Source organism: Agrococcus terreus, assembly GCF_014645235.1.
GTDB lineage: Bacteria > Actinomycetota > Actinomycetes > Actinomycetales > Microbacteriaceae > Agrococcus > Agrococcus terreus.
This window is the reverse complement of the sequence record NZ_BMLM01000001.1, coordinates 1,839,016-1,860,938: the sequence shown is the minus strand read 5'-3', so window position 1 is coordinate 1,860,938 and position 21,923 is coordinate 1,839,016. Positions and strand designations below refer to the sequence as shown.

Genomic DNA, 21,923 nt, shown 5'->3' with positions numbered 1-21,923 from the left:
GACAGGCCCGGCCTGTTCGCGGCGGGGCGTCGTGGGGCGCGGCGCTCGCGGTCGTCAGCCGCGCTGGCGCGCCTGGCGGCGCCACTCGATGAGCGCGGCGACGGCCATGGCGGCGGCGGCCAGCCCGAAGAGCACCTGGCTCAGCTGGTCGGCCTGCAGCAGCGCCGCGATCCCGAAGCAGATCGCCGCGACGACGAAGAGGGCGATCGAGACGGGCTTGCGGGTGCGGTCGGCCATGCGTCCACGGTATCCGCGCGCACCCGGACGGGCCGTGGAGGCCGCGGTGGCAGGGTGGGGGCATGTCGGATGCGGAGGTCGTCAAGCGCGCGCACGCGGGCGCGCCGCACGCGCTCGCGATGGAGGCGGCGGGCCTCGCGTGGCTCGCCGAGGCGGAGGTGGCCGGCGGCACGCGGATCGCGCGTGCCCGGCTCGACGACGGCGGGCGCACGCTGCGCGTGGCGCGCGTCGACGAGGAGCCGGCGACGCCGGCCCGCGCGGCCGCCCTCGGGCGCTCGCTCGCGCTGCTCCACGCCTCCGGCGCCCCGCACCACGCGTGCCCGCCGCCGGGCGCCGCGCCGCCGTTCGAGGTGGGGTCGTCGCGCACGCCGCTCGCGGTGTCGCCGGTCGGGAGCGCCGCGTCCTCGTGGTCCGGCTGGGGCGAAGCCTGGGCCGCGACCGCCGTGCGGCCGATCCTGGTGCGCTGCGTCGACGCCGGCGCCTTCGACGCGGCCGACGCGCGCGTCCTCGACCGCGCCGTCGACCGCATGGCCGCGGGCGAGCTCGATGCGCCCCAGCCCGCGCTCGTCGACGGCGTCGCGCGGCTCCACGGCGACCTGTGGGCCGGCAACGTGCTCTGGAGCGACGTCGACACGGGCGCCGTGCTCATCGACCCGCACGCGCAGGGCGGCCACGCCGAGACCGACCTCGCGATGCTCGCGCTCTTCGGCCTGCCGCGGCTGGCCGAGGTGCTCGCCGCCTACGACGAGGCGTCGCCGCTCGCCCACGGCTGGCGGGAGCGCATCCCGATGCAGCAGCTGCAGCCGCTGCTCGTGCACACGATGCTCTTCGGGGGCGGCTACGCGGCCCAGGCGCTCGCGGTCGCCCGCTCGCTCGCCTGAACCGCGCTGCCCGGGTCAGGCGGGCTCGGGGATCCGCTCGGGCTCGGCCGCCTGCGCGGCGTCGGCGTCCTGGTCGCCGAGGCGACGCATCCGGCCCGCGGCGATCGCACCGACGAGCGTGAGCGCCGACAGCAGGGCGAGCACGATGCCCGGGTGCCACCAGGCGCCGCCGGTCGCCGAGCCGAGGGCCTCGGTGAGCGTCGGGATGAAGCCCGAGACGACCGCGGCGATGGCGTACGCGAGCGACAGCGCCGAGTAGGCGTGGCGGCCGCGGAAGAGCTCCTGCATCGTGCCGCCGAGCGCCGCCCACGAGGCGGTCGGCAGGATGCCGCCGACCACCATGAGCGCGACGAGCACCGCGAACGTGGCCGAGCCGAGCAGCCAGTAGATCGGGAACGCGATGAGCAGCGTGCCGACGGCGCCGATCGCGACGACGCGCGCCGAGCCGATGCGGGTCGCGAGCCAGCCGAACGCCGGCACGGTGATGAACTGCAGCAGGCCGCCGATCGTCGCCGCCGCGAGCAGCTGCATCTCGTCGTAGCCGAGGCGCGTGACGCCGTAGCCCATCGTGTACGTGTTCATGAGCGAGTACGAGCCGATGCCGAGCAGCGCCACGAGGATCGCGACGCCGAACGCCGCCGGCTGCGAGCGCACGGCCTCGACGACCGGCATGCGCGAGCGCTCGCCCTTGGCGGCGAGCTCCTTGAAGACCGGCGTCTCGTCGATCGACCAGCGCAGGTACAGCGAGACCGCGATGAGCGGGATGGCGAGCAGGAACGGCACGCGCCAGCCCCACGCGACCATCGCCTCCGGGCCGAGCCCGAAGAACATGAGCAGCATGAGGCCGCCGGCGGCGACCGAGCCGATGGGGGAGCCGAGCTGCGGCAGCGAGGCGAAGAACGGCCGCCGGCGCGCGTCGGCGTGCTCGGTCGCGAGGAGCACGGCGCCGCCCCACTCGCCGCCGAGCGAGAGGCCCTGCGCGATGCGGAGCACGACGAGCGCGACCGCGCCGAACGCGGCCCAGCCCTCGCCCGTCGGGAGCAGGCCCACGAGGCCCGTCGCGACGCCCATGAGGGCGATCGTGATGAGCAGCGTGCGGCGGCGGCCGATGCGGTCGCCGAGGTGCCCGAACACGATCGCGCCGATCGGGCGCACGACGAAGGCGATGCCGATCGTGGCGAAGGCCGCGAGCAGGCCGCCGGTCTCGCCGAGCGCGTCGAAGAAGAACGGCGCGGCGAAGAACGCGGCGAAGTAGGAGTAGACGTAGAAGTCGTACGACTCGAGCGCCGTGCCGACGGTCGCGGCTGCGGCGACGCGTCGGCTGCTGCTGCGCGCCTGGGTGGTGGTCGCCGGGCTGCCGGCTGGGATGCTGGTCACAGGTGCTCCTCGGGAGGCCGCGGATGCGCGGCGGGGTTGCGATACCGGGTGCAACAATAGCCCCGGAGGAAGGATTCCCATGGCACGCGAGGGATCCGCGGCTCGCCCGCGATCGACGCCCGGCGCGCGAGGGCCGGGCCGGCCGCGCGCGTCGAGCGCCGCGACCATCCACGAGGCCGCCCTCGAGCTGTTCCTCGAGCGCGGCTACGACGCCGTGAGCGTCGACGACGTCGCCCGCCGGGCGGGCGTCTCGCGCGGCACGTTCTTCGCCTACTGCGACTCGAAGGCGGATGCGCTCTGGGCCGACCTCGACGCGGCGATCGGCCGTGCGGGCGAGGCGCTCGACGCCGCGGCCGGCGCGGCGGTCCCCGCGCTGGCCGAGGCGCTCGCGGCGGCGGTCGCGCCGTGGGGTGCCGCGCCGCCGGCCGCGCTGCGCGACGCCGCCGCGATGGGCGCGGCCGAGGCGCTCCGCGACGCGGCGCCCGCGCGCCTGCAGCCGCTCGTCGAGCGGGCGGCGCTGCGCCTCGCGCTCGAGCGCGACGCGCTGCCGGAGTCGCCGGGCGCGGCGGTCGCACCGGTGGCGCTCGTCGCCGCCGCTGCCGCGGCGGTCGTCGCCTGGGCCGCCGCGCCCGACCGGGGCACCGCCTCCGACGCCGTCGCCGCCGCGGTCGGCCCGCTCGCGGCCGGCGCCGCGGGCGGCTGACCGCACCGCCGCTGCAGCTGGACCCGATCCTGCGTGCTGGACCCGATTGTTCGGGTTCACGACGCAGGATCGGGTCCACCTGAGCGGGATCGAGCGTCAGGCGGGCTCCGAGCGGGCGCTAGACGTCGAGCACCCGCCGCAGCGCCGCGTCGAGCGGCGAGCGCGGCATCGGCTCGCCGTCGACGGCGGTGATCGCCGCGAGCAGACGCCCGGACGAGAGCAGCCAGGCGCCGTCGGCCGCGCTCAGGTCGGCGGGCTCCATCGGCTCGAACGCCACCTCGAGCCCGGCGGAGGGGGCGTCGCGGAGCAGGTGATCGAGCGTGATCGAGGCGAGGATGCCGTCCTGCGGCGGCGTCGCGAGCCGGCCGCCGCGGTCGACGACGAGCGTCGACGTCGGTCCCTCGAGCAGCTGGCCCGAGGGCGCGACGAAGACGACGTCGTCGAAGCCGTGCGCGACCGCGTGCCGCTTCGCGGCCATGTTGATCGAGTACGAGAGGCTCTTCGCGCCGGGCAGGAGCCACGGCATCGCGGCGACCTCGTCGCCGTCGTGGCCGCGGCCGAGCAGGGTGATCGAGACGCCGCGGTCGCGCTCCGCGATCGCCGCGGGCGAGAGCGGCAGCATCATCGCGAAGGCGGTCGGCTCGCCGCCGCCCTCGGGGCCGCGCGTGAGCACGAGGCGGATGAGCGCCTCCGGCGCGGCGCCGAAGTCCCACGCCGCGACGAGCGCGTCGATCGCGCGGCCGTAGCCGGCGCGGTCGGGCGCGGGGAGCTGCAGGATCGCGGCCGAGCGCTCGAGCCGGTCGAGGTGCTCCTCGCGGTCGCGGACGGCGCCACGGCGCACGAGCGTCGCGTCGAAGACGCCGTCGCCGCGCACGACGCCGAGGTCGTCGGCGCGCACGAGCGGGCTCGCGATGTCGGCGAGGGTGCCGTCGAGGAGCGCCAGCAGCGGCGCGTGCGCGGCCATCAGGCGCCCGTGCAGAACTGCTGGAGCTCGGTCACCTGCTGGCCGAGCTGCGCCACCTGGTCGGCCGCGCGCTGCAGGCCCGAGGCGTCGCCCGCGCCGAGCGACTCCTGCGCGTCGGCGACGAGCGCGTCCCAGCCGGTCTGGATCTCGCCGATCCGCTCGAGCAGCTCGGGGTCGGTCACCTGCGCCTGCAGGCTGCCGACGCGCTCCGAGATGCTCGTGAGCAGGCCCAGCGCCCCGAACGGGTCGTTCGTCACCATCTCGCCGAGGCGGCCGATGTCGTCGCCGATCGACTGCACCTGCGCGAGCACCTGGGCGCACTGCTCGGCCTGCGTGCCGGGCTCGCCCGTGGCCGAGCCGGAGGGCTCCGCGGCGCTCGACGAGGGCGCGGGCGAGGGGAGGAGGCCGCAGCCGCCCACGAGGAGGCCTGCGGCGAGCACGAGGCCGGCGACGGCGGTGCGGAGTCGCGTGTCGGTCATGCGGCGAGGGTACCGGCGGCGCCTATGCGGACCGCCGGGGCCACCCGGGGCCACCCCGGGGGATGCGCGGTGGGGGAAAGCCCCCGGAGGGCTTCCGGAGACCCCCGGGGCCGCGCGGCCGCCGCGCGCCTAGCGTGGAGCCATGACCTCCTCCGATGCCCCCGCCGCGGCCGGCACGCCGAGCCCGTCGGCAGCGCCCGGCGCCCGCCCCGCGCCCGGCCCGGGACAGCCCGCCGCGGCCTCCGCGGCAGACGTCGCGGCGCCCGCCGCGCCCCGCGCCCGCCGCTCGTTCGCCCCCATCGCCGCGACCGTCGCGCACCTCGCCGTGCTCGGCGCGATGGGCATCCCGATCCTCACCGCGATCGGCGTGCTCGTCGCGCTCGGCGTCGGCACGCTGCTGCTCGTCGTCGGCCTCGGCCTCCTCGCCCTCGCGCTGCTGGCCATCTTCGCGGTCGCCTGGTTCGAGCGCGAGCGCGTCGCCGGCCTCTACGGCGTGCCCGTGCCGCCCGCGCAGCTCCGCCGCTCGCCGCGCACCGACTGGCTGCGGGTGCCCCACACGCTCCTGCGCATCGTCGCCGACGGCCAGCACTGGCGCGCGGTGCTGAGCTTCTTCCTCGCGAGCCTGCTCGGATCGATCACCGTCTCGCTCCTGGGGCTCGCGGGCCTCGGCGGCCCGCTCGCCTTCGCGGCGCTCGGCGCGGCCGACAGCGTCGCCGTGCCCTACTTCGGCTACGTCGTGCCCGTCGAGTGGGCGCCGCTCGTCGGCTCGCTCGCGCTCGTCGGCGGCATCGGCGGCACGCTCGGCGCCGCCTACGCGCACCGCGGCATCACCACCGCGCTGCTCGTGCCCGACGAGCGCGAGCGCCTCGAGCGGGAGGCGCGCGAGAGCCGGGTGCAGCGCGAGGGCGCCGTGCGCGCCGCCGACCTCGACCGCACCCGCATCGAGCGCGACCTCCACGACGGCGTCCAGCCGCGGCTCGTCTCGATCGCGATGCAGCTCGGCATGGCGCGGGACAAGATCGACACCGACCCCGCCGCCGCCCGCGCCCTCATCGACGAGGCCCACGCGTCCTCGAAGTCGGCCGTCACCGAGCTGCGGCAGCTCGCCCGCGGCATCCACGTCGCCGTGCTCGACGACCGCGGCCTCGACGCCGCCGTCTCGGCCCTCGCCGCCCGCAGCACCGTGCCCGTCGAGGTCGACGCCCGCATCGACCGCCGCTGCTCCCGCGAGGCCGAGACCGCCGCCTACTTCGCGATCGCCGAGTCGATCACGAACGCGCAGAAGCACGCCCGCGCCTCGCGCATCCGCGTCGCCATCCGCACCCGCACCGCCCCCGACGGCCGCGCCGTCCTCTGGGCACGCGTCGAGGACGACGGGATCGGCGGCGCCGTCCGGCAGGTCGGCGGCGGCATCGACGGCCTCGCGCACCGCATCGCCGGCGCCGGCGGCACCCTGGCCCTCACGAGCCCCGCAGGGGGACCGACCGCGATCGAGGTGGAGCTGCCGTGCGCATCCTGATCTGCGAGGACTCCGTCCTCCTCCGCGAGGGGCTCGCGCGCCTGCTCGCCGACGCCGGCCACGAGGTCGTCGCGCAGCTGCCCGACGCCACGGCGCTCGAGGCCGCGATCGCCGCCCACGACCCCGACCTCGCCGTGCTCGACGTGCGCATGCCGCCGACCCGCACCGACGAGGGCATCCTCGCCGCCATCGGCATCCGCGCCCGCGGCGACCGGCCGCGCGTGCTCGTGCTCTCGCAGTACGTCGAGGAGCGCTACGCCGCCGACCTCATCGCGAGCGGCCCCGCCGGGTTCGGCTACCTGCTCAAGGACCGCGTGGCCGACGTCGCCGACTTCCTCCAGGCCGTGCGGCAGGTCGCCGAGGGCGGCACGGTGCTCGACCCGGAGGTCGTGAGCCAGCTGCTCACGCGCCGCCGCCGCGACGGCCGCATGGAGCGGCTCACGCCCCGCGAGCGCCAGGTGCTCGCGCTCATGGCCGAGGGTGCCGCCAACCAGGCCATCGCCGGTCGCCTGTTCATCAGCGAGGGCAGCGTCGAGAAGCACATCTCGGCGGTGTTCCAGAAGCTCGAGCTCGAGCCCGAGGCGGGCAACCGCCGCGTGCTCGCCGTGCTCGCCCACCTCGACGCGCCCGAGGCGAGCGGCGCGCACCCCCACCACCCGGCGCCCGGAGCGCCGCGCACCGACGGAGGCATCCGATGACCACCCGACCCGGACGCTGGATCAGCGTCGTCCTCATCGTCCTCGGCTCGTTCGGCGCCCTCTTCGCCGTCGGCGGCGGCGTCGTCCGCGGCCTCGCGTCGCACGACGCGACGAACGGCTCCTGGTCCGTCGACGCCGCGGGCGCCGACGAGCTGCGCATCGCGACGGAGGCCGCCGACGTCCAGGTCGTCTTCGGCGACGTCGGCCAGGCGACGCTCGAGGTGACGAGCTCGGGCACCCCGCGCAGCTCGTGGTCGCTCGAGCGCGAGGGCGGCGCGATCGTCGTCGGCACCGAGCGCCACCGCGGCCTCTTCGGCCCCGGCTTCGGCTGGGCCGACGGCGACAGCGACGGGTGGAGCTGGGGCTGGGGCGACTGGGACCGCCGCGGCGGCGAGCAGCGGGCGGTGCTCACGCTCCCCGCGGCCCTCGAGCGCGACGGGCTCGACCTGTCCGCCGAGGTGCAGGCCGGCAGCCTCGACGCCGACGGCGACTGGGACGCCGTGGTGCTCGGCCTCCAGGCGGGCGGCCTCGACGTCGCCGGCAGCGCCGACTCCCTCGACATCGAGGTCGCGGCCGGGGAGGCGCGCCTCGACCTCGCCGTCGCCGGCGACGTCGGCCTCGACGTCAGCGCGGGCCGCGTGATCGGCGCTCTCACGGGCGACCAGCCGTCGTCGATCGTCGCGAGCGCCAGCGCCGGCAGCATCGAGCTCGACGTGCCGGGCGGCGACTACGCCGTCACCCAGGACGTCTCGGCCGGCAGCGCCCGCATCCTCGTCGACGAGGACCAGGACGCCGCCTCGACGATCGACGCCACGGTGAGCGCCGGCAGCGTGGTGCTGCGCGGCGAGCGCTAGCAGCAGCGACCGGCCGACCGCCCGGACCCGCGCCCTTCGGGCTCGATCCGGGCGGTCGGCCGCGCTACCATCGAGGCACACGCATCGATCCGGCCATCACCGGGGAGCGGTCGGCAGAACGGCCCGAGAGGGCCCAGTAGATCCGAACGGTTCAGGCCCGTCATCGCCCGAGCACGAAGCGGCGTCCGCCCCGACGGGGCGGCCGCAAGCGGGGTGGTACCGCGCGAGAGCGTCCCCGCATCCGAGAAGGCCCAGGCATTGGGCAGCAGAAGGATGCAGGAGACCAGCGTGACCGAGCAGCACCGCTACCCCCTCTCGGGCGACGCCCCCGTCGTCGCGAGCCCCGACCTGCCGTCGATCGAGCGCGGCATCCTCGCCTTCTGGAAGGGCGACGACACCTTCCGCGCCTCGCTCGAGCGCCGCGAGGGCTGCCCCGAGTGGGTCTTCTACGACGGCCCGCCCTTCGCCAACGGCCTGCCGCACTACGGCCACCTGCTCACCGGCTACGCCAAGGACGTCTTCCCGCGCTTCCAGACGATGCGCGGGAAGCAGGTGCCGCGCGTGTTCGGCTGGGACACGCACGGCCTCCCGGCCGAGCTCGAGGCCATGAAGCAGCTCGGCATCACCGAGAAAGCCGAGATCGAGGCCATGGGCGTCGACGTCTTCAACGGCAAGGCCCGCGAGTCCGTGCTGCGCTACATGGACGAGTGGGAGGACTACGTCACCCGCCAGGCCCGCTGGGTCGACTTCGAGGGCGGCTACAAGACCCTCGACCTCGACTACATGGAGTCGGTGATGTGGGCGTTCAAGACGCTCCACGACAAGGGCCTCGCCTACGAGGGCCACCGCGTGCTCCCGTACTGCTGGCGCGACGAGACGCCGCTCTCGAACCACGAGCTCCGGATGGACGACGACGTCTACCAGGACCGCCAGGACACGACGCTCACCGTCACCTTCCCGATGCGCGGCGAGCGCGCGGAGGCGCTCGGCCTCGTCGGCGTCAAGGCGCTCGCGTGGACGACGACGCCGTGGACGCTCCCGACGAACCTGGCGCTCGCGGTCGGCCCCGCGATCCCGTACGCCGTCGTGCCCGCGGGCCCGGCCGGCACCACGGCGGGCGAGGGCTCGTTCCTGCTCGCCGAGCCGCTCGTGGCGAGCCACGCGAAGGACCTCGGCTACGAGGACGCGGACGCCGCGACCGCCGCGATCGAGCGCACCGTCGTCGGCGCCGACCTCGCCGACGTGCTCTACGAGCCGATCTTCGACTTCTACGCCGACGCCGAGCAGTGGGGCACCGAGCGCGCCTTCCGCATCCTCGTCGACGACTACGTCTCCACCGGCGACGGCACCGGCATCGTGCACCAGGCGCCCGCCTACGGCGAGGACGACCAGCGCATCACGAACGCCGCGGGCATCCCGACGATCCTCTCGGTCGACGACGGCGGGCGCTTCCTGCCGGCCGTCGCGCCGGTCGCCGGCCAGCAGGTGTTCGAGGCGAACAAGCCGCTGTCGCGGATGCTCAAGGAGGCCGGCCGCGTGCTGCGGCAGGCGAGCTACGTGCACTCGTACCCGCACTGCTGGCGCTGCCGCACGCCGCTCATCTACAAGGCCGTGTCGAGCTGGTTCGTGCGCGTCACCGCCATCAAGGACGACCTCATCGCGGCGAACGAGCAGATCACCTGGGTGCCCGAGAACGTCAAGCACGGCCAGTTCGGCAAGTGGCTCGAGGGCGCGCGCGACTGGTCGATCAGCCGCAACCGCTACTGGGGCAGCCCGATCCCCGTGTGGGTCTCCGACGACCCCGAGCACCCGCGCACCGACGTGTACGGCTCGCTCGACGAGCTCGAGCGCGACTTCGGCGTGCGCCCGACCGACCTGCACCGCCCGGCGATCGACGAGCTGACCCGCCCGAACCCCGACGACCCGACGGGGCGGAGCACCATGCGCCGCATCCCCGACGTGCTCGACGTGTGGTTCGACTCCGGCTCGATGCCGTTCGCGCAGGTGCACTACCCGTTCGAGGCGACCCGCTGGTTCGAGACGCACCACCCGGCCGACTACATCGTCGAGTACATCGGGCAGACGCGCGGCTGGTTCTACGTGCTGCACGTGCTGTCGGTGGCGCTCTTCGGGCGGCCGGCGTTCCGGAACGTCATCAGCCACGGCATCATCCTCGGCGACGACGGCTTCAAGGCCTCGAAGTCGCGCCGCAACTACCCGGACGTGACGGAGTCGTTCGATGCCTACGGCTCGGACGCGGTGCGCTGGAACCTGCTCCAGGGCTCGATCCTGCGCGGCGGCAACTTCGTCGTGTCGGAGGAGGGCATCCGCGAGGCGCTGCGGCAGTTCCACCTGCCGCTGTGGTCGACCTGGTACTTCTTCTCGACCTACGCCAACCGCGCCGCCGACGGCCAGCCGCACCTCGCGCAGCGCTCGACCGCGTCGACCGACGTGCTCGACCGCTACATCCTCGCGAAGCTGCGCACGACCGTCGAGACGGCCACCGCCAGCCTCGAGGCGCTCGACGGCACCGGCGCGACCCTCGCCGTGCGCGAGTTCCTCGACGTGCTCACGAACTGGTACGTGCGCCGCTCGCGCGACCGCTTCTGGGAGGGCGTCGGCCCCGACGGGCAGGGCTCGGAGGCGTTCGACACGCTCTGGACGGTGCTCGAGACGCTCACGCGGGTCGCCGCGCCGCTGTCCCCGCTCGTGGCGGAAGAGGTGTGGAAGGGCCTGACCGGCGAGCGCTCCGTGCACCTGACCGACTGGCCCGACGCCGCCGAGCTGCCCGCCGACGACGCGCTCGTCGCGCAGATGGACGCGGTGCGCGCCATCGCGAGCGTCGGCAACGCGCTGCGCAAGCAGGCCCGCCGCCGCGTGCGCCTGCCGCTGCCGCGCCTCACCGTCGTCGGCACCGTCGACGTCGAGCGCTTCGCCGCGGTGCTGCAGGACGAGCTCAACGTCCGCGAGGTCGTGCTCGAGGCCGCGGGCGACGACGCGCTCGAGCGCTACGGCATCACGCGCCGCCTGCAGGTGAACGCGCGCGCCGCAGGCCCCCGCATCGGCAAGGGCGTGCAGACGGCCATCCAGGCGGCCCGCGCGGGCGACTGGTCGCTCGACGGCGACACCGTCGTCGCGGGCGGCATCGCGCTCGAGCCCGGCGAGTACGAGCTCGCGCTCGAGGTCGCCGACGACAGTGCGGCCGTGGGCTTCCTGCCCGGCGGCGGCTTCGTCGTGCTCGACACGGCGACGACGCCCGAGCTCGAGGCCGAGGGCCTCGCGCGCGACGTCGTGCGCGCCGTGCAGTCGGCGCGCCGCGACGCGGGCCTCGACGTCTCGGACCGCATCCGGCTCGTCCTCGGCTCCGACGCCCACGGCGTCGCGGCGCTCGAGGCGAACCGCGCGCTCGTCGCCGGCGAGACCCTCGCGGTCGACGTCGTGCTCGAGCGCGTCGACGACTCGGCGGGCGAGCTCGCCGACGGCGGCACCGCGTACCGCGTGGGCGACGGCTCGCCGCTGTCGATCTCGCTCGAGCGCGTCCCGTCGGCCGAGGCGGTGCAGGCATGAGCGACGGCCTCTCGCTGCCCGACCTGCCGGAGCTGCCCGACGACGACCGCGAGCGCGACGTCGACGACCGCATCCTCGACTCCCTCGAGGACCGCGAGGCCGCGGCGGCCGCCTACGAGGCGCTGCTGGCCCGCGCGGGGGAGCAGGCCGTCGAGCCGCGCATCGCCGCCACCCGCCGCGCCGTCGAGCTGCTCGGCGACCCGCAGCGGTCGTTCCGCGTCGTGCACCTCACCGGCACGAACGGCAAGGGCTCCACCGCCCGCATGGTCGACGCGCTGCTGCGCGCCCACGGCCTCCGCACGGGGCTCCTCACGAGCCCGCACCTCGAGCGGGTCAACGAGCGCATCCTCATCGACGGCGAGCCGGTCACCGACGAGGCCTTCGCGCGCGGCTACGAGGACATCGCGCCGTTCCTCGAGATGGTGGATGCGGAGCTCGAGGCGGCGGGGGAGCGGCGGCTGACGTTCTTCGAGGCGTTCACGGTGCTCGCGATCGCCGTCATGGCCGACGCGCCCGTCGACGTCGCGGTGCTCGAGGTGGGCATGGGCGGCACGTGGGACTCGACGAACGTCGCCGACGGCGACGTCGCGGTCATCACGCCCATCGCGCTCGACCACACGAACCGGCTCGGCACGACGATCGAGGCGATCGCGCGCGAGAAGGCGGGCATCATCAAGCCCGACGCGCTCGTCGTGTCGGCCGTGCAGGAGCCGGAGGCGCTCGCGGTGCTCGAGGAGCGCTCGGCCGAGGTGGGCGCGCAGCTGCTCGTCGAGGGCCGCGACTTCGCGCTCGAGTCGCACGCGGTCGCCGTGGGCGGCCAGCTCGTGACCGTGCGCGGCCTCGCCGCCGAGTACATCGACCAGCTCGTGCCGCTCATGGGCGCCCACCAGGGCCGCAACGCGTCGCTCGCGATCGTCGCGGTCGAGGCCTTCCTCGGCGGCGGACGCCAGCCGCTCACCGGCGAGGTGCTCGCGGCGGGCCTCTCGGCCGCGACCTCGCCCGGCCGGCTCGAGGCGATCGGCGCTGGCCCGCTCGTGGTCGTCGACGCCGCGCACAACCCGCACGGCGCCGAGGCGCTGCGCGTCGCGCTCGGCGAGTTCTTCGGCCTCGAGCGGGTGACGCTCGTGCTCGGGGTGCTCGCGGGCAAGGACGCCGCGGGCGTGCTGCAGGCGCTCGAGCCCGTCGTCGACGAGGTCGTCGTCACGCAGTCGACGTCCGAGCGCGCCCTCGACGCCGACGAGCTCGCCGCTGTCGCCGTGCGGGTGCTCGGCGCCGAGCGCGTGCTCGTCGAGCCCGACCTGGGCACGGCGCTCGAGGCCGCGCGCGACGCGGCCGTCGACCGCGCCGGCGCCGTCGTCGTCACCGGCTCCATCACGCTGCTCGGCGACGTGCTCGTGCACGCCCGCGAGGCGGGCTGGCTCGTGCGCCCCGACGCGCGCCGCCAGGCCGCCGAGATCCGCATCACCGACGAGGAGGAGCGATGAGCGACGCCCCGCAGTCGCCCGACGCCGCCCGCCCCGTGCGCCGGCGCCCCGCGCGCGGCGCCATGGAGGCGCTGCTGCGCATCACCCACACGCTGCAGGCCGCCGGCCTGCTCTTCGGCGCGCTCGCCACGTGGGGCGTCACGCGCGACTGGCCGGCGCCCGTCGCGTTCCTCGTCGTCGTGGCGCTGCTCGTGCTCACGATGCCGCTGCTCTCGCGGCCCTGGGGCTGGATCCCGAGCCTCGGCGTGCAGGTGCTCGTCGCGGCCCTCACCTGGTTCGAGCCGGTGTGGGGCGTCGTCGCCGTCGTCCTCATCGGCCTCTGGATCTACTGCTTCGCGAAGGCGCGGCAGATCGAGCGCCAGCGGCGCGCCGCGGGGCTCGACCCGCGCGGGGCGCCCGGCGCCTGACGGGCCCCGCACGCCCGACCCGGCCCACCGACCCGGGCACGCGCATCCGAGGACCCCGCGGCCGCCCTCCCGGGCGCTGCGGGGGCCTCCGCCGTCGATAGGCTGGGCGCCATGCAGAGCACCCTCGTCCTCATCAAGCCCGACGGCGTCCGCCGCCAGCTGACCGGCCAGATCCTCGCCCGCATCGAGGCGAAGGGCTACGTGGTCGCCGACCTGCAGCTCGTGCAGCCGGAGCGCGCGCTGCTCGAGGAGCACTACGCCGAGCACCAGGGCAAGCCGTTCTTCGAGCCGCTCGTCGAGTTCATGCTCTCGGGCCCCTCGGTCGCGATCCGCCTCGAGGGCGACCGCGTCATCGAGGGCTTCCGCTCGCTCGCCGGCACGACCGACCCCACGACCGCCGCGCCCGGCACGATCCGAGGCGACCTCGGCCGCGACTGGGGGCTGAAGGTGCAGCAGAACCTCGTGCACGGCTCCGACTCGGAGGAGTCGGCCGCGCGCGAGCTCGCGCTCTGGTTCGCCTGACCCGCACGCACGACGCCCCGGGCCGAGCGGCCCGGGGCGTCGTCGCGTCGGCGGCTAGAGGCCGCCGAGCAGGAAGCGCGGGATGCCCGGCAGGGCGACCATGATCGTCAGCACGACCGCCACGGCGAGCGCGAGCGACAGCACCCAGCCCCAGCTCGAGAAGCGGGCCGCGGTGCGCCGCAGCCCCGCGGGCGCCGGGATCGCGCCGGCGCCGATCGCCCAGGTGAACAGCGGGAAGGCCATGGCGTACATGCCCATCCACACCAGGAAGCACCACGGGCACACGAAGCCGAGCACGAACACCGACTGGCCGAAGAGCCACAGCACGAACACGAGCCCGCCGAGCACGCCGAGCGAGAAGACGCCCCACACCCAGCGCGGCAGGCGCGTGCCGGCGAGGGCGAGCACGCCCATGATGATGGGAGCGGGGAACGCCATGAGGCCGAGGAACGGGTTCGGGAAGCCGAACACGCGGCCCTGCTCCGACTCCATCGCCCCCGAGCACGAGAGGAACGGGTTGAGGTCGCACGAGAGCTGCTCCTCCGGGTGCAGCAGCAGCTCGATGCGCTCCACCGAGAGCGCGAAGGCGCCGAGCAGGCCGATGAGGCCGGTCACGACGAGCAGCGCGCCGAGCCAGCGCGGCGCCGCGACGTGCGCCGCGGTCGGCTCGGATGCGGGCGCGGCGGGCGCGGGGGCGGTGCGGGTGCTCATGGGACCTCCTGCTCCACATCCTGCCAGCAGGCCGCGCCGCACCCCGGCGCCCGAAGCCCTGCATCTGCCATGAACGACCGCACCGCCCGGCACCGCGAGCGTCCCGCCCGGCACCGCATCCATCGATCCGAGGAGTCCCGATGAGCTTCGACCTCGCCACGCTCGCCGCGTTCACCGCGGGCGTCGTCGTCATCGTGCTGCTGCCGGGCGCCAACAGCCTCTACGTCGCGACGACGGCCCTGCGCGCCGGCACGCGCTCCGGCTTCCGCGCCATGCTCGGCGTGTTCACGGGCGACGCGGTGCTCATGGTGCTCGCGGTGCTCTCGGCGCAGGCGCTCGCCGCGAATCCGGTGGTCTACACGGTGCTCGTCTGGGCCGGCGCGCTCTACCTCCTGTGGCTCGCCCTCGGCCTCGTGCGCAGCGCCGTGCAGCGCATCCTCGCCCGGCGTGCGCACCGCGCGGAGCCGGAGCCGACCGAGAACCCGATCCAGCCGCCGACGACGCCGAACCCGATCATCGCGAGCCCGCGGCTCTCGCCGTACCGCACGGCGCTCGTCACGAGCCTGCTGAACCCCAAGGCGATCCTGTTCCTCGCCTCGTTCTTCGTGCAGTTCATCGACCCCGCCTCGCCGACGCCGCTCGGCGACCTCGTGATTCTCATGCTGATCCTCGAGGTCGTCTCGGCCGCCTACCTCACGCTGCTCGTGCTCGTCGGCGCGCGCATCGGCCGGCGCGTGCAGCCGCACGGCCGGCTCGCGATCGTCGGCACCCTCGCGGCGGCGGCCGCGTTCGTCGCGCTCGCCGTCCGCGTCGTGCTGCCCTGACGACGCGGATCGCCGTTCCGGTCGACGGGGCCGATCCGGGGCACGTGCGCTAGACTGCCCGCTAGCGCGCCCGACGGGCGCACGCACAGGTTTTTCCGGGCAGCGACGCTTCGCCCGGGCCACCCCCGAGAGGGGGTGACAGGCAAGGATTCGCGCCGGGCGCGCCCCGGATCGCGAGCGAGAGATTCCGACCGGCGGCGCCGGTCGCGACAGGAGCACGCCAGCGATGGTGGACAACGAGCCGACCCTCCCCGAGGGCACCGCAGCAGACCAGACCGACGCCCAGCAGGCCGAGGCCCAGCACGACCAGGATCAGCAGGTCCAGGCCGAGCACGTCGCGCCCGAGCAGGCCGCGCCCGACGAGGCCGCGCCCCAAGTGGTGGAGGCGGCCGATGTGCCGCACGCCGACGCCGACGGGCAGCCCGAGGGCGCCGAGCACGAGGCCGGCGAGGAGCAGCCCGGTGAGGCGCAGGCCGCCGAACCGCAGGCCGACGCCGCCGCCGCGCCCGCGCGACGCCGCAAGCGCGCCACGGCCGTCCGCGGCACCGCGCACGCCGAGCACGCCGACGAGGCAGCGCCCGCGCTGCCGGAGGGCGACGCCGAGCCCGGCCACGAGCCCGGCCTCCACGACCCCGCCGAGGCACCCGCCGACGACGAGGGCGACGCCGAGGCCCCCTCCGACGCCGACGCCGCGCTGCAGGCCGCGCTCGCGCTGCCGGAGCAGCCGGCCGGCCCCTTCGGCCTCCTCTTCCACGCGCCCGACCTCTCCGTCCTCCCGGCGCTGCCCGCGATCGACGGCGACGACGAGGAGGACGAGGACGACGAGCCCTCGAACCGCCGCTCGCGCCGCTCTCGCTCCTCGCGCACGCCGCGCCGCCGCGAGGCCGACGACGAGAAGCCGCTCATCACCGAGCCGCAGAAGGTCAAGGGCTCCACGCGCCTCGAGGCGAAGCGCCAGCGCCGCCGCGAGGGCCGCGACGCGGGCCGCCGCCGCACCGTCGTCACCGAGACCGAGTTCCTCGCACGCCGCGAGGCCGTCGAGCGCCAGATGATCGTGCGCTCCAAGCACGACCGAGTGCAGCTCGCCGTGCTCGAGGACGGCATCCTCGTCGAGCACTACGTCGCGAAGGCGTCGGAGTCGAGCCTCATCGGCAACGTCTACCTCGGCCGCGTGCAGAACGTGCTGCCGAGCATGGAGGCCGCGTTCGTCGACATCGGCCGCGGCCGCAACGCCGTGCTCTACTCGGGCGAGGTCGACTGGGACGCCGCCGAGCTCGAGGGCCAGCCCCGCAAGATCGAGCTCGCGCTCAAGCCCGGCGACACGGTGCTCGTGCAGGTCACGAAGGATCCGGTGGGCCACAAGGGCGCGCGCCTCACGAGCCAGATCTCGCTGCCCGGCCGCTACCTCGTGTCGGTGCCCGGCGGGTCGATGAACGGCATCTCGCGCAAGCTGCCCGACACCGAGCGCGCACGCCTGAAGAAGATCCTCAAGCAGGTGCTGCCGGAGGGCGTGGGCGTCATCGTGCGCACCGCCGCCGAGGGCGCCACCGAGGAGCAGCTCACGCGCGACGTCGAGCGCCTCACCCGCCAGTGGGAGCGCATCCAGCAGCAGAAGGCCTCGGGCAGCGCCCCGCAGCGCCTGCACGCCGAGCCCGACCTGCTCGTGAAGATCGTCCGCGACGTCTTCAACGAGGACTTCCAGAAGCTCGTCATCCAGGGCTCGGAGGCCCTCACGACGATCCGCGAGTACCTCGAGGCGATCGCGCCCGACCTGCTCGACCGCGTCGAGGCCTACGAGGGCACCGACGACCCGTTCTCGCACTTCCGGATCGCGGAGCAGATCGACAAGGCGCTCGATCGCAAGGCCTGGCTGCCCTCGGGCGGCTCGCTCATCATCGACCGCACCGAGGCGATGACGGTCGTCGACGTCAACACGGGCCGCTTCGTCGGCGCCGGCGGCAACCTCGAGGAGACCGTCACGAGGAACAACCTCGAGGCGGCCGAGGAGATCGTGCGCCAGCTGCGCCTGCGCGACATCGGCGGCATCATCGTCATCGACTTCATCGACATGGTGCTCGAGTCGAACCGCGACCTCGTGCTGCGCCGCCTCGTCGAGTGCCTCTCGCGCGACCGCACGAAGCACCAGGTGGCCGAGGTCACGAGCCTCGGCCTCGTGCAGATGACCCGCAAGAAGCTCGGCCTGGGCCTCCTCGAGTCGTACTCGGAGCCGTGCGAGATCTGCGCCGGCCGCGGCATCATCGTGCACCACGAGCCCGTCTCGAAGCCGCAGCGCCAGCAGTCGGAGCAGGGCGGCGGCAACGGCGGCGGGCGCCGCCGCGGCCGCGGCGGCAAGGGCGGCGACCAGCAGCAGCACCAGCAGTCGCAGACGGAGTCGCAGCAGAGCCAGCAGCACCAGTCGCACGGCGGCACGCACGCGATCACGGAGGACCTCCGCAAGGGCCTCTCGCAGATCGCCTCCGCGGGCCGCAAGCCGGCCGAGGAGCACCGCGACGCCGAGCCCGTGTCGGGCATCGTGGCGCCGTCGGCGGCGGCCGTCGAGGCCGTGGCCGAGGAGGCGGCGGCCGAGCCGGTCGTGACGATCCTCGACATCCCGGTGGAGGCGGCGGGCGAGCAGGAGGGCCGCCACGCGACGGCCGAGGAGCTCGACGGCCTGCTGGGCGGCGCGCTCGACGCGCTCAAGGCGCCGGAGGCGGGCACCGGCAAGGCGGCCGCGCGCAGCCAGCGCCGCTCGCGCCGCGCCTCCTCGGGCATCATCACCGCGAAGCCGGACGAGCAGGGCCGCTGAGGCCCTCGCGCAACTGCAGGGGAGCGGGATCGGCTACGGCCGGTCCCGCTCCTTCACGCGCAGCCCGCTCGCGATGAGGCGCCGCACGAGCTCCTTGGGGCCGACGCGCTCCGCGCCGAGCGCCACGAGCTCGTCGATGCGCTCGGCCGGCACGTCGTAGTGGTCGTGGTCGAAGCCGCGGGCCGGCAGGCCCGCGCGGCGGGCGAACGCGTGCAGCTCGTCGAGCGAGGCGTCGCTCACGAGGTGCGCCCACGTGGTGCCGTGGTTGGGCCAGAGCGGGTCGTCGACGAGGATGGCCATCCGCCCACGGTAGACCCGCGCGACACGGCCCCGCCGTGTTGACCCGAACGCCGGACCGCATGTAATGTTGTCGGTTGGCGCCAGTCGCGTTCAGCGCGCGCCATCAAGCTTCGTCCCGGCCTCGGTCGGGAGTCGTTCCAACAGTGAGGATCCAGACGTGGTGTACGCAATCGTGCGCGCCGGCGGCCGGCAGGAGAAGGTCGAGGTCGGCTCGGTGCTCGTCGTCGACCGCATCGCCGCTGATGACAAGGGCAACGTCGAGCTCGCCCCCGTGCTGCTCGTCGACGGCGACAAGGTGACGTCGGACGCCGACGCGCTCGCCAAGGTGACCGTGACCGCCGAGGTCGTGACCGACCTGCGCGGCCCGAAGATCCGCATCCAGCACTACCGCAACAAGACCGGCTACAAGCGCCGCATGGGCCACCGCTCGGAGCTCACGCGCCTCAAGGTCACCGAGATCAAGTAAGGGGCTGACCAGACATGGCACACAAGAAGGGCGCATCGTCCACCCGCAACGGCCGTGACTCGAACGCGCAGCGCCTCGGCGTGAAGCGCTTCGGCGGCCAGGTCGTCAAGGCCGGCGAGATCCTCGTCCGTCAGCGCGGCACGCACTTCCACCCCGGCGCCGGTGTCGGCCGCGGTGGCGACGACACGCTGTTCGCCCTCGAGGCGGGCTCGGTCGAGTTCGGCCAGAAGGGCGGCCGCAAGGTCGTCAACATCGTCGCGGCCCAGTAGGACCGCACGATCCAGCACTTCCGATGAGCGGGGCGGGCTTCGGCCCGCCCCGCTCTCGCTTTCCACCAGAGGAGTTCCCGTGGCCACCTTCGTCGATCGCGTGACGCTGCACCTGCGCGCCGGGCACGGCGGCCACGGCTGCGTGTCGGTGCGCCGCGAGAAGTTCAAGCCGCTCGCCGGCCCCGACGGCGGCAACGGCGGCGACGGCGGCGACATCGTGCTCGTCGCCGACCCGCAGGTCACCACCCTCCTCGGCTACCACCGCGCCCCGCACCGCTCGAGCGACAACGGCCAGCCCGGCATGGGCGACCACCGCGCGGGCACCACGGGCGGTGAGCTGGAGCTGCCGGTGCCCGTCGGCACCGTCGTCACGTCCGCCGACGGCGAGGTGCTCGCCGACCTCGCGCACCCCGGCATGCGGATCGTCGTGGCCGAGGGCGGCCAGGGCGGCCTCGGCAACGCGGCGCTCTCGAACCAGAAGCGACGCGCGCCCGGCTTCGCGCTGCTCGGCACCCCAGGCTTCGAGGGCGACGTCACGCTCGAGCTGAAGACCGTCGCCGACGTCGCGCTCGTGGGCTTCCCGAGCGCCGGCAAGTCGAGCCTCGTCGCCGCCATGAGCGCCGCGCGGCCGAAGATCGCCGACTACCCGTTCACGACCCTGCACCCCAACCTCGGCGTCGTCGAGTCGGGCCAGACCCGCTACACGATCGCCGACGTGCCCGGCCTCATCGAGGGCGCGAGCGAGGGCAAGGGCCTCGGTCTCGAGTTCCTGCGCCACGTCGAGCGCTGCTCGGCGCTGCTGCACGTCATCGACTGCGCCACCCTCGAGCCGGGCCGCGACCCGGTGAGCGACCTCAAGGTCATCCTCGCCGAGCTCGCCGCCTACCCGGTGCCCGAGGGGCAGACGCCGCTGCTGGAGCGCCAGCAGCTCGTCGCGCTCAACAAGGTCGACGTGCCCGAGGCGCTCGAGCTCGCCGAGTTCGTGCGCGAGGAGATCGAGGGGATGGGCTTCCGCGTCTTCGAGATCTCGACGATCGCCCACCGGGGCCTCCGCGAGCTGTCGTTCGCGCTCGCCGACATCGTCGAGCGCGACCGCGCCGCGAAGGCCGTCGAGGCCGAGCCGGAGCGCATCGTGCTGCGGCCGAAGGCGATCGACGACGCCGGGTTCCGCATCAAGGTCGAGGGCTCGCACGAGGGCCCCGTGTACCGCATCCTCGGCGCGAAGCCGGAGCGCTGGGTCGCGCAGACCGACTTCCGCAACGACGAGGCGGTCGGCTACCTCGCCGACCGGCTCGCGAAGATCGGCATCGAGGAGGCGCTGCTCAAGGCGGGCGCCGTCGCCGGCGCCACCGTCGTCATCGGCCCCGGCGCCGGCATCGTCTTCGACTGGGAGCCCACGATCGCCTCGGCGGCCGAGCTCGTCGGCAACCGCGGCACCGACCCGCGCCTCGACCGCAACGTGCGCCGCACGACGGCCGAGCGCCGCGAGCAGTACCACGAGCGGATGGACGCGAAGCAGGCCGCGCGCGACGCCCTCGGTGTGGAGCGCGACGCCGGCATGTGGACCGACGACGAGGGCTTCGAGGTGCAGCGGTACGACGAGGGCAAGGACGCATGACGACGCTCGACCCGGGCCGGGGCGAGCGCATCGTCGTCAAGGTCGGCTCCTCGTCGATCTCCGGCGACCGGCGCGCGCAGATCGAGCCGCTCGTCGACGGCCTCGCGCGCCTCCACGCCCGCGGCCAGGTGATCCTCGTCTCCTCGGGCGCGATCGCGACGGGGATGCCGTTCCTCGGCCTCGAGGACCGCCCCACCGACCTGCCGCTGCAGCAGGCGGCCGCGGCGGTCGGGCAGAACGTGCTCATGAACCGCTACCAGCGCAGCCTCACGCGGCACGACGTGGTCGCGGCGCAGATCCTGCTCACCGCCTCCGACATGGAGATGGACTCGCACCGCGGCAACGCCCGGAACGCGATCGAGCGGCTGCTCGAGCTGCGGATGCTGCCGATCGTCAACGAGAACGACACGGTCGCGACGCACGAGATCCGCTTCGGCGACAACGACCGGCTCGCGGCGCTCGTAGCGCGCCTCGTGGGTGCCGACCGCCTCATCCTGCTCTCGGACATCGCGTCGCTGCGCACCGCGCCGCCGGACGAGCCCGGCTCGGAGCCGATCGACCGCGTGCCCTACGGCGACGCGCTCGAGGGCGTCCGCCTGGGCGCCTCGGGCTCGCACGTCGGCTCGGGCGGCGCGATGACGAAGGTCGACGCGGCGCGGCTCGCCGCCGACGCGGGCGTGCGCGTGACGCTCACCGCGACGCCGCTGCTCGAGCGCCTCATCGCGGGCGAGCGGCTCGGCACCGAGTTCGAGCCGAACCCCGCGCCGGCTGCCGCGCCCCGGACCGCGTGATCGTCGTCGAGCTCGGCCGCGCCGACGCCGACGCGGCGATCGCGCTCTGGGAGGCCGCGGGGCTGACGCGCCCGTGGAACCCGCCCCGCGCCGACTTCGACCGCGCCGTCGCCGGCCCCGCATCCGCTGTGCTCGGCATCCGCGACGGCGGGGCGCTCGTCGCCACGGCGATGGTGGGGGAGGACGGCCATCGCGGGTGGCTCTACTACCTCGCCGTCGACCCCGCGCGGCGGCGCGAGGGGCTCGGGCGCGCGCTCGTGGCGGCGGCGGAGGCGTGGATCGCGGCGCGCGGGGGAGTGAAGGCGCAGCTCATGGTGCGCGGCGACAACGCGGATGCCGCGGCCTTCTACGAGCGCCTCGGCTACGACGTGCAGGACACGGTCGTGCTGGGCCGGCGCCTCGACGGCTGACGCGGCCGCGCGGCGCATCCGCGCCCGATTAGGCTC

The 21,923-nt window shown here is 75.0% G+C and carries 22 protein-coding genes; 16 read left to right on the top strand and 6 right to left on the bottom strand.

The annotated features are described in order from the left end of the window. Nucleotides 1–54 precede the first annotated feature (54 nt). Nucleotides 55–237: a hypothetical protein gene (locus tag IEW90_RS09025; protein ID WP_188717811.1), complete on the bottom strand. Its 183-nt coding sequence runs from the start codon at nt 235–237 to the stop codon at nt 55–57. A gap of 62 nt (nt 238–299) precedes the next feature. On the opposite strand from IEW90_RS09025, the gene IEW90_RS09020 reads away from it, so the two are divergent. Beyond that, nucleotides 300–1,118, top strand: a complete 819-nt coding sequence (locus IEW90_RS09020; protein ID WP_188717810.1) for a fructosamine kinase family protein — start codon at nt 300–302, stop codon at nt 1,116–1,118. 15 nt (nt 1,119–1,133) lie between these two features. Here IEW90_RS09020 and IEW90_RS09015 read toward each other — a convergent pair whose 3' ends face one another. Then, nucleotides 1,134–2,495, bottom strand: coding sequence for an MFS transporter (locus tag IEW90_RS09015; protein WP_229679571.1), 1,362 nt, complete (start codon nt 2,493–2,495; stop codon nt 1,134–1,136). Between the two features lie 79 nt (nt 2,496–2,574). Here IEW90_RS09015 and IEW90_RS09010 point away from each other — a divergent pair, with 79 nt between their 5' ends. Next, entirely contained in the window at nt 2,575–3,198 is a 624-nt protein-coding gene (locus IEW90_RS09010) for a helix-turn-helix domain-containing protein (protein ID WP_188717808.1), read from the top strand. Between the two features lie 118 nt (nt 3,199–3,316). Here IEW90_RS09010 and IEW90_RS09005 read toward each other — a convergent pair whose 3' ends face one another. Beyond that, nucleotides 3,317–4,162, bottom strand: a complete 846-nt coding sequence (locus IEW90_RS09005) for an aminotransferase class IV (protein WP_188717807.1) — start codon at nt 4,160–4,162, stop codon at nt 3,317–3,319. After that, complete coding sequence (locus IEW90_RS09000) at nt 4,162–4,641, bottom strand: hypothetical protein (RefSeq protein WP_188717806.1); 480 nt, start codon at nt 4,639–4,641, stop codon at nt 4,162–4,164. The genes IEW90_RS09005 and IEW90_RS09000 overlap by 1 nt, the downstream gene beginning before the upstream one ends. 142 nt (nt 4,642–4,783) lie before the next feature. On the opposite strand from IEW90_RS09000, the gene IEW90_RS08995 reads away from it, so the two are divergent. The 7 genes from IEW90_RS08995 to ndk all read left to right on the top strand — a co-directional run bounded on the left by IEW90_RS08995 (nt 4,784) and on the right by ndk (nt 13,692). After that, nucleotides 4,784–6,160 (top strand): sensor histidine kinase, encoded by a 1,377-nt coding sequence (locus IEW90_RS08995; protein WP_229679570.1) that lies wholly within the window; start codon nt 4,784–4,786, stop codon nt 6,158–6,160. Further along, the gene (locus IEW90_RS08990; RefSeq protein WP_188717805.1) at nt 6,148–6,858 is read left to right on the top strand and encodes a LuxR C-terminal-related transcriptional regulator; all 711 of its coding nucleotides are present in this window, start codon (nt 6,148–6,150) and stop codon (nt 6,856–6,858) included. Before IEW90_RS08995 ends, IEW90_RS08990 begins: the two co-directional genes overlap by 13 nt. Further along, nucleotides 6,855–7,712 carry a hypothetical protein gene (locus tag IEW90_RS08985; RefSeq protein ID WP_188717804.1) on the top strand — a complete coding sequence of 286 codons (858 nt, stop codon included), beginning with the start codon at nt 6,855–6,857 and terminating at the stop codon, nt 7,710–7,712. The genes IEW90_RS08990 and IEW90_RS08985 overlap by 4 nt, the downstream gene beginning before the upstream one ends. A gap of 273 nt (nt 7,713–7,985) precedes the next feature. After that, nucleotides 7,986–11,279, top strand: coding sequence for an isoleucine--tRNA ligase (ileS, locus tag IEW90_RS08980; protein ID WP_188717803.1), 3,294 nt, complete (start codon nt 7,986–7,988; stop codon nt 11,277–11,279). Continuing rightward, entirely contained in the window at nt 11,276–12,763 is a 1,488-nt protein-coding gene (locus IEW90_RS08975) for a bifunctional folylpolyglutamate synthase/dihydrofolate synthase (protein ID WP_188717802.1), read from the top strand. Before ileS ends, IEW90_RS08975 begins: the two co-directional genes overlap by 4 nt. Next, a complete protein-coding gene (locus IEW90_RS08970) occupies nt 12,760–13,170 on the top strand; it encodes a DUF4233 domain-containing protein (RefSeq protein ID WP_188717801.1) in 411 nt (136 codons plus the stop codon). The genes IEW90_RS08975 and IEW90_RS08970 overlap by 4 nt, the downstream gene beginning before the upstream one ends. A gap of 111 nt (nt 13,171–13,281) precedes the next feature. Beyond that, a complete protein-coding gene (gene ndk / locus IEW90_RS08965; protein WP_188717800.1) occupies nt 13,282–13,692 on the top strand; it encodes a nucleoside-diphosphate kinase in 411 nt (136 codons plus the stop codon). A gap of 54 nt (nt 13,693–13,746) precedes the next feature. On the opposite strand, the gene IEW90_RS08960 is transcribed toward ndk, so the two are convergent. Next, a complete protein-coding gene (locus IEW90_RS08960) occupies nt 13,747–14,403 on the bottom strand; it encodes a vitamin K epoxide reductase family protein (protein WP_188717799.1) in 657 nt (218 codons plus the stop codon). Nucleotides 14,404–14,543: 140 nt separating this feature from the next. Here IEW90_RS08960 and leuE point away from each other — a divergent pair, with 140 nt between their 5' ends. After that, nucleotides 14,544–15,227 carry a leucine efflux protein LeuE gene (gene leuE / locus IEW90_RS08955; RefSeq protein WP_188717798.1) on the top strand — a complete coding sequence of 228 codons (684 nt, stop codon included), beginning with the start codon at nt 14,544–14,546 and terminating at the stop codon, nt 15,225–15,227. 226 nt (nt 15,228–15,453) lie between these two features. Continuing rightward, the gene (locus tag IEW90_RS08950; RefSeq protein ID WP_188717797.1) at nt 15,454–18,033 is read left to right on the top strand and encodes an Rne/Rng family ribonuclease; all 2,580 of its coding nucleotides are present in this window, start codon (nt 15,454–15,456) and stop codon (nt 18,031–18,033) included. 33 nt (nt 18,034–18,066) lie between these two features. On the opposite strand, the gene IEW90_RS08945 is transcribed toward IEW90_RS08950, so the two are convergent. Continuing rightward, a complete protein-coding gene (locus IEW90_RS08945) occupies nt 18,067–18,333 on the bottom strand; it encodes a DUF4031 domain-containing protein (RefSeq protein ID WP_188717796.1) in 267 nt (88 codons plus the stop codon). Between the two features lie 157 nt (nt 18,334–18,490). Between IEW90_RS08945 and rplU the strand changes: the two genes are divergently transcribed. The 5 genes from rplU (at nt 18,491) to IEW90_RS08920 (ending at nt 21,887) form a co-directional block, all read left to right on the top strand. Then, nucleotides 18,491–18,799, top strand: coding sequence for a 50S ribosomal protein L21 (rplU, locus tag IEW90_RS08940; RefSeq protein WP_188717795.1), 309 nt, complete (start codon nt 18,491–18,493; stop codon nt 18,797–18,799). A 14-nt stretch (nt 18,800–18,813) separates the two neighbouring features. Next, nucleotides 18,814–19,068, top strand: a complete 255-nt coding sequence (rpmA, locus tag IEW90_RS08935) for a 50S ribosomal protein L27 (RefSeq protein WP_188717794.1) — start codon at nt 18,814–18,816, stop codon at nt 19,066–19,068. 79 nt (nt 19,069–19,147) lie between these two features. Then, complete coding sequence (gene obgE / locus IEW90_RS08930) at nt 19,148–20,686, top strand: GTPase ObgE (protein ID WP_188717793.1); 1,539 nt, start codon at nt 19,148–19,150, stop codon at nt 20,684–20,686. Next, nucleotides 20,683–21,477: a glutamate 5-kinase gene (gene proB / locus IEW90_RS08925; RefSeq protein WP_188717792.1), complete on the top strand. Its 795-nt coding sequence runs from the start codon at nt 20,683–20,685 to the stop codon at nt 21,475–21,477. Before obgE ends, proB begins: the two co-directional genes overlap by 4 nt. Next, nucleotides 21,474–21,887 carry a GNAT family acetyltransferase gene (locus IEW90_RS08920; protein WP_188717791.1) on the top strand — a complete coding sequence of 138 codons (414 nt, stop codon included), beginning with the start codon at nt 21,474–21,476 and terminating at the stop codon, nt 21,885–21,887. Before proB ends, IEW90_RS08920 begins: the two co-directional genes overlap by 4 nt. Nucleotides 21,888–21,923 lie beyond the last annotated feature (36 nt).

What these genes read in the sequence shown, in the direction of transcription:
- IEW90_RS09025 (WP_188717811.1), bottom strand. Translation starts at nt 237, where the DNA reads ATGGCCGACCGCACCCGCAAGCCCGTCTCGATCGCCCTCTTCGTCGTC.
- IEW90_RS09020 (WP_188717810.1), top strand. Translation starts at nt 300, where the DNA reads ATGTCGGATGCGGAGGTCGTCAAGCGCGCGCACGCGGGCGCGCCGCAC.
- IEW90_RS09010 (WP_188717808.1), top strand. Translation starts at nt 2,575, where the DNA reads ATGGCACGCGAGGGATCCGCGGCTCGCCCGCGATCGACGCCCGGCGCG.
- IEW90_RS09005 (WP_188717807.1), bottom strand. Translation starts at nt 4,162, where the DNA reads ATGGCCGCGCACGCGCCGCTGCTGGCGCTCCTCGACGGCACCCTCGCC.
- IEW90_RS09000 (WP_188717806.1), bottom strand. Translation starts at nt 4,641, where the DNA reads ATGACCGACACGCGACTCCGCACCGCCGTCGCCGGCCTCGTGCTCGCC.
- IEW90_RS08995 (WP_229679570.1), top strand. Translation starts at nt 4,784, where the DNA reads ATGACCTCCTCCGATGCCCCCGCCGCGGCCGGCACGCCGAGCCCGTCG.
- IEW90_RS08985 (WP_188717804.1), top strand. Translation starts at nt 6,855, where the DNA reads ATGACCACCCGACCCGGACGCTGGATCAGCGTCGTCCTCATCGTCCTC.
- ileS (WP_188717803.1), top strand. Translation starts at nt 7,986, where the DNA reads ATGCAGGAGACCAGCGTGACCGAGCAGCACCGCTACCCCCTCTCGGGC.
- IEW90_RS08975 (WP_188717802.1), top strand. Translation starts at nt 11,276, where the DNA reads ATGAGCGACGGCCTCTCGCTGCCCGACCTGCCGGAGCTGCCCGACGAC.
- IEW90_RS08970 (WP_188717801.1), top strand. Translation starts at nt 12,760, where the DNA reads ATGAGCGACGCCCCGCAGTCGCCCGACGCCGCCCGCCCCGTGCGCCGG.
- ndk (WP_188717800.1), top strand. Translation starts at nt 13,282, where the DNA reads ATGCAGAGCACCCTCGTCCTCATCAAGCCCGACGGCGTCCGCCGCCAG.
- IEW90_RS08960 (WP_188717799.1), bottom strand. Translation starts at nt 14,403, where the DNA reads ATGAGCACCCGCACCGCCCCCGCGCCCGCCGCGCCCGCATCCGAGCCG.
- leuE (WP_188717798.1), top strand. Translation starts at nt 14,544, where the DNA reads ATGAGCTTCGACCTCGCCACGCTCGCCGCGTTCACCGCGGGCGTCGTC.
- IEW90_RS08950 (WP_188717797.1), top strand. Translation starts at nt 15,454, where the DNA reads ATGGTGGACAACGAGCCGACCCTCCCCGAGGGCACCGCAGCAGACCAG.
- IEW90_RS08945 (WP_188717796.1), bottom strand. Translation starts at nt 18,333, where the DNA reads ATGGCCATCCTCGTCGACGACCCGCTCTGGCCCAACCACGGCACCACG.
- rpmA (WP_188717794.1), top strand. Translation starts at nt 18,814, where the DNA reads ATGGCACACAAGAAGGGCGCATCGTCCACCCGCAACGGCCGTGACTCG.
- proB (WP_188717792.1), top strand. Translation starts at nt 20,683, where the DNA reads ATGACGACGCTCGACCCGGGCCGGGGCGAGCGCATCGTCGTCAAGGTC.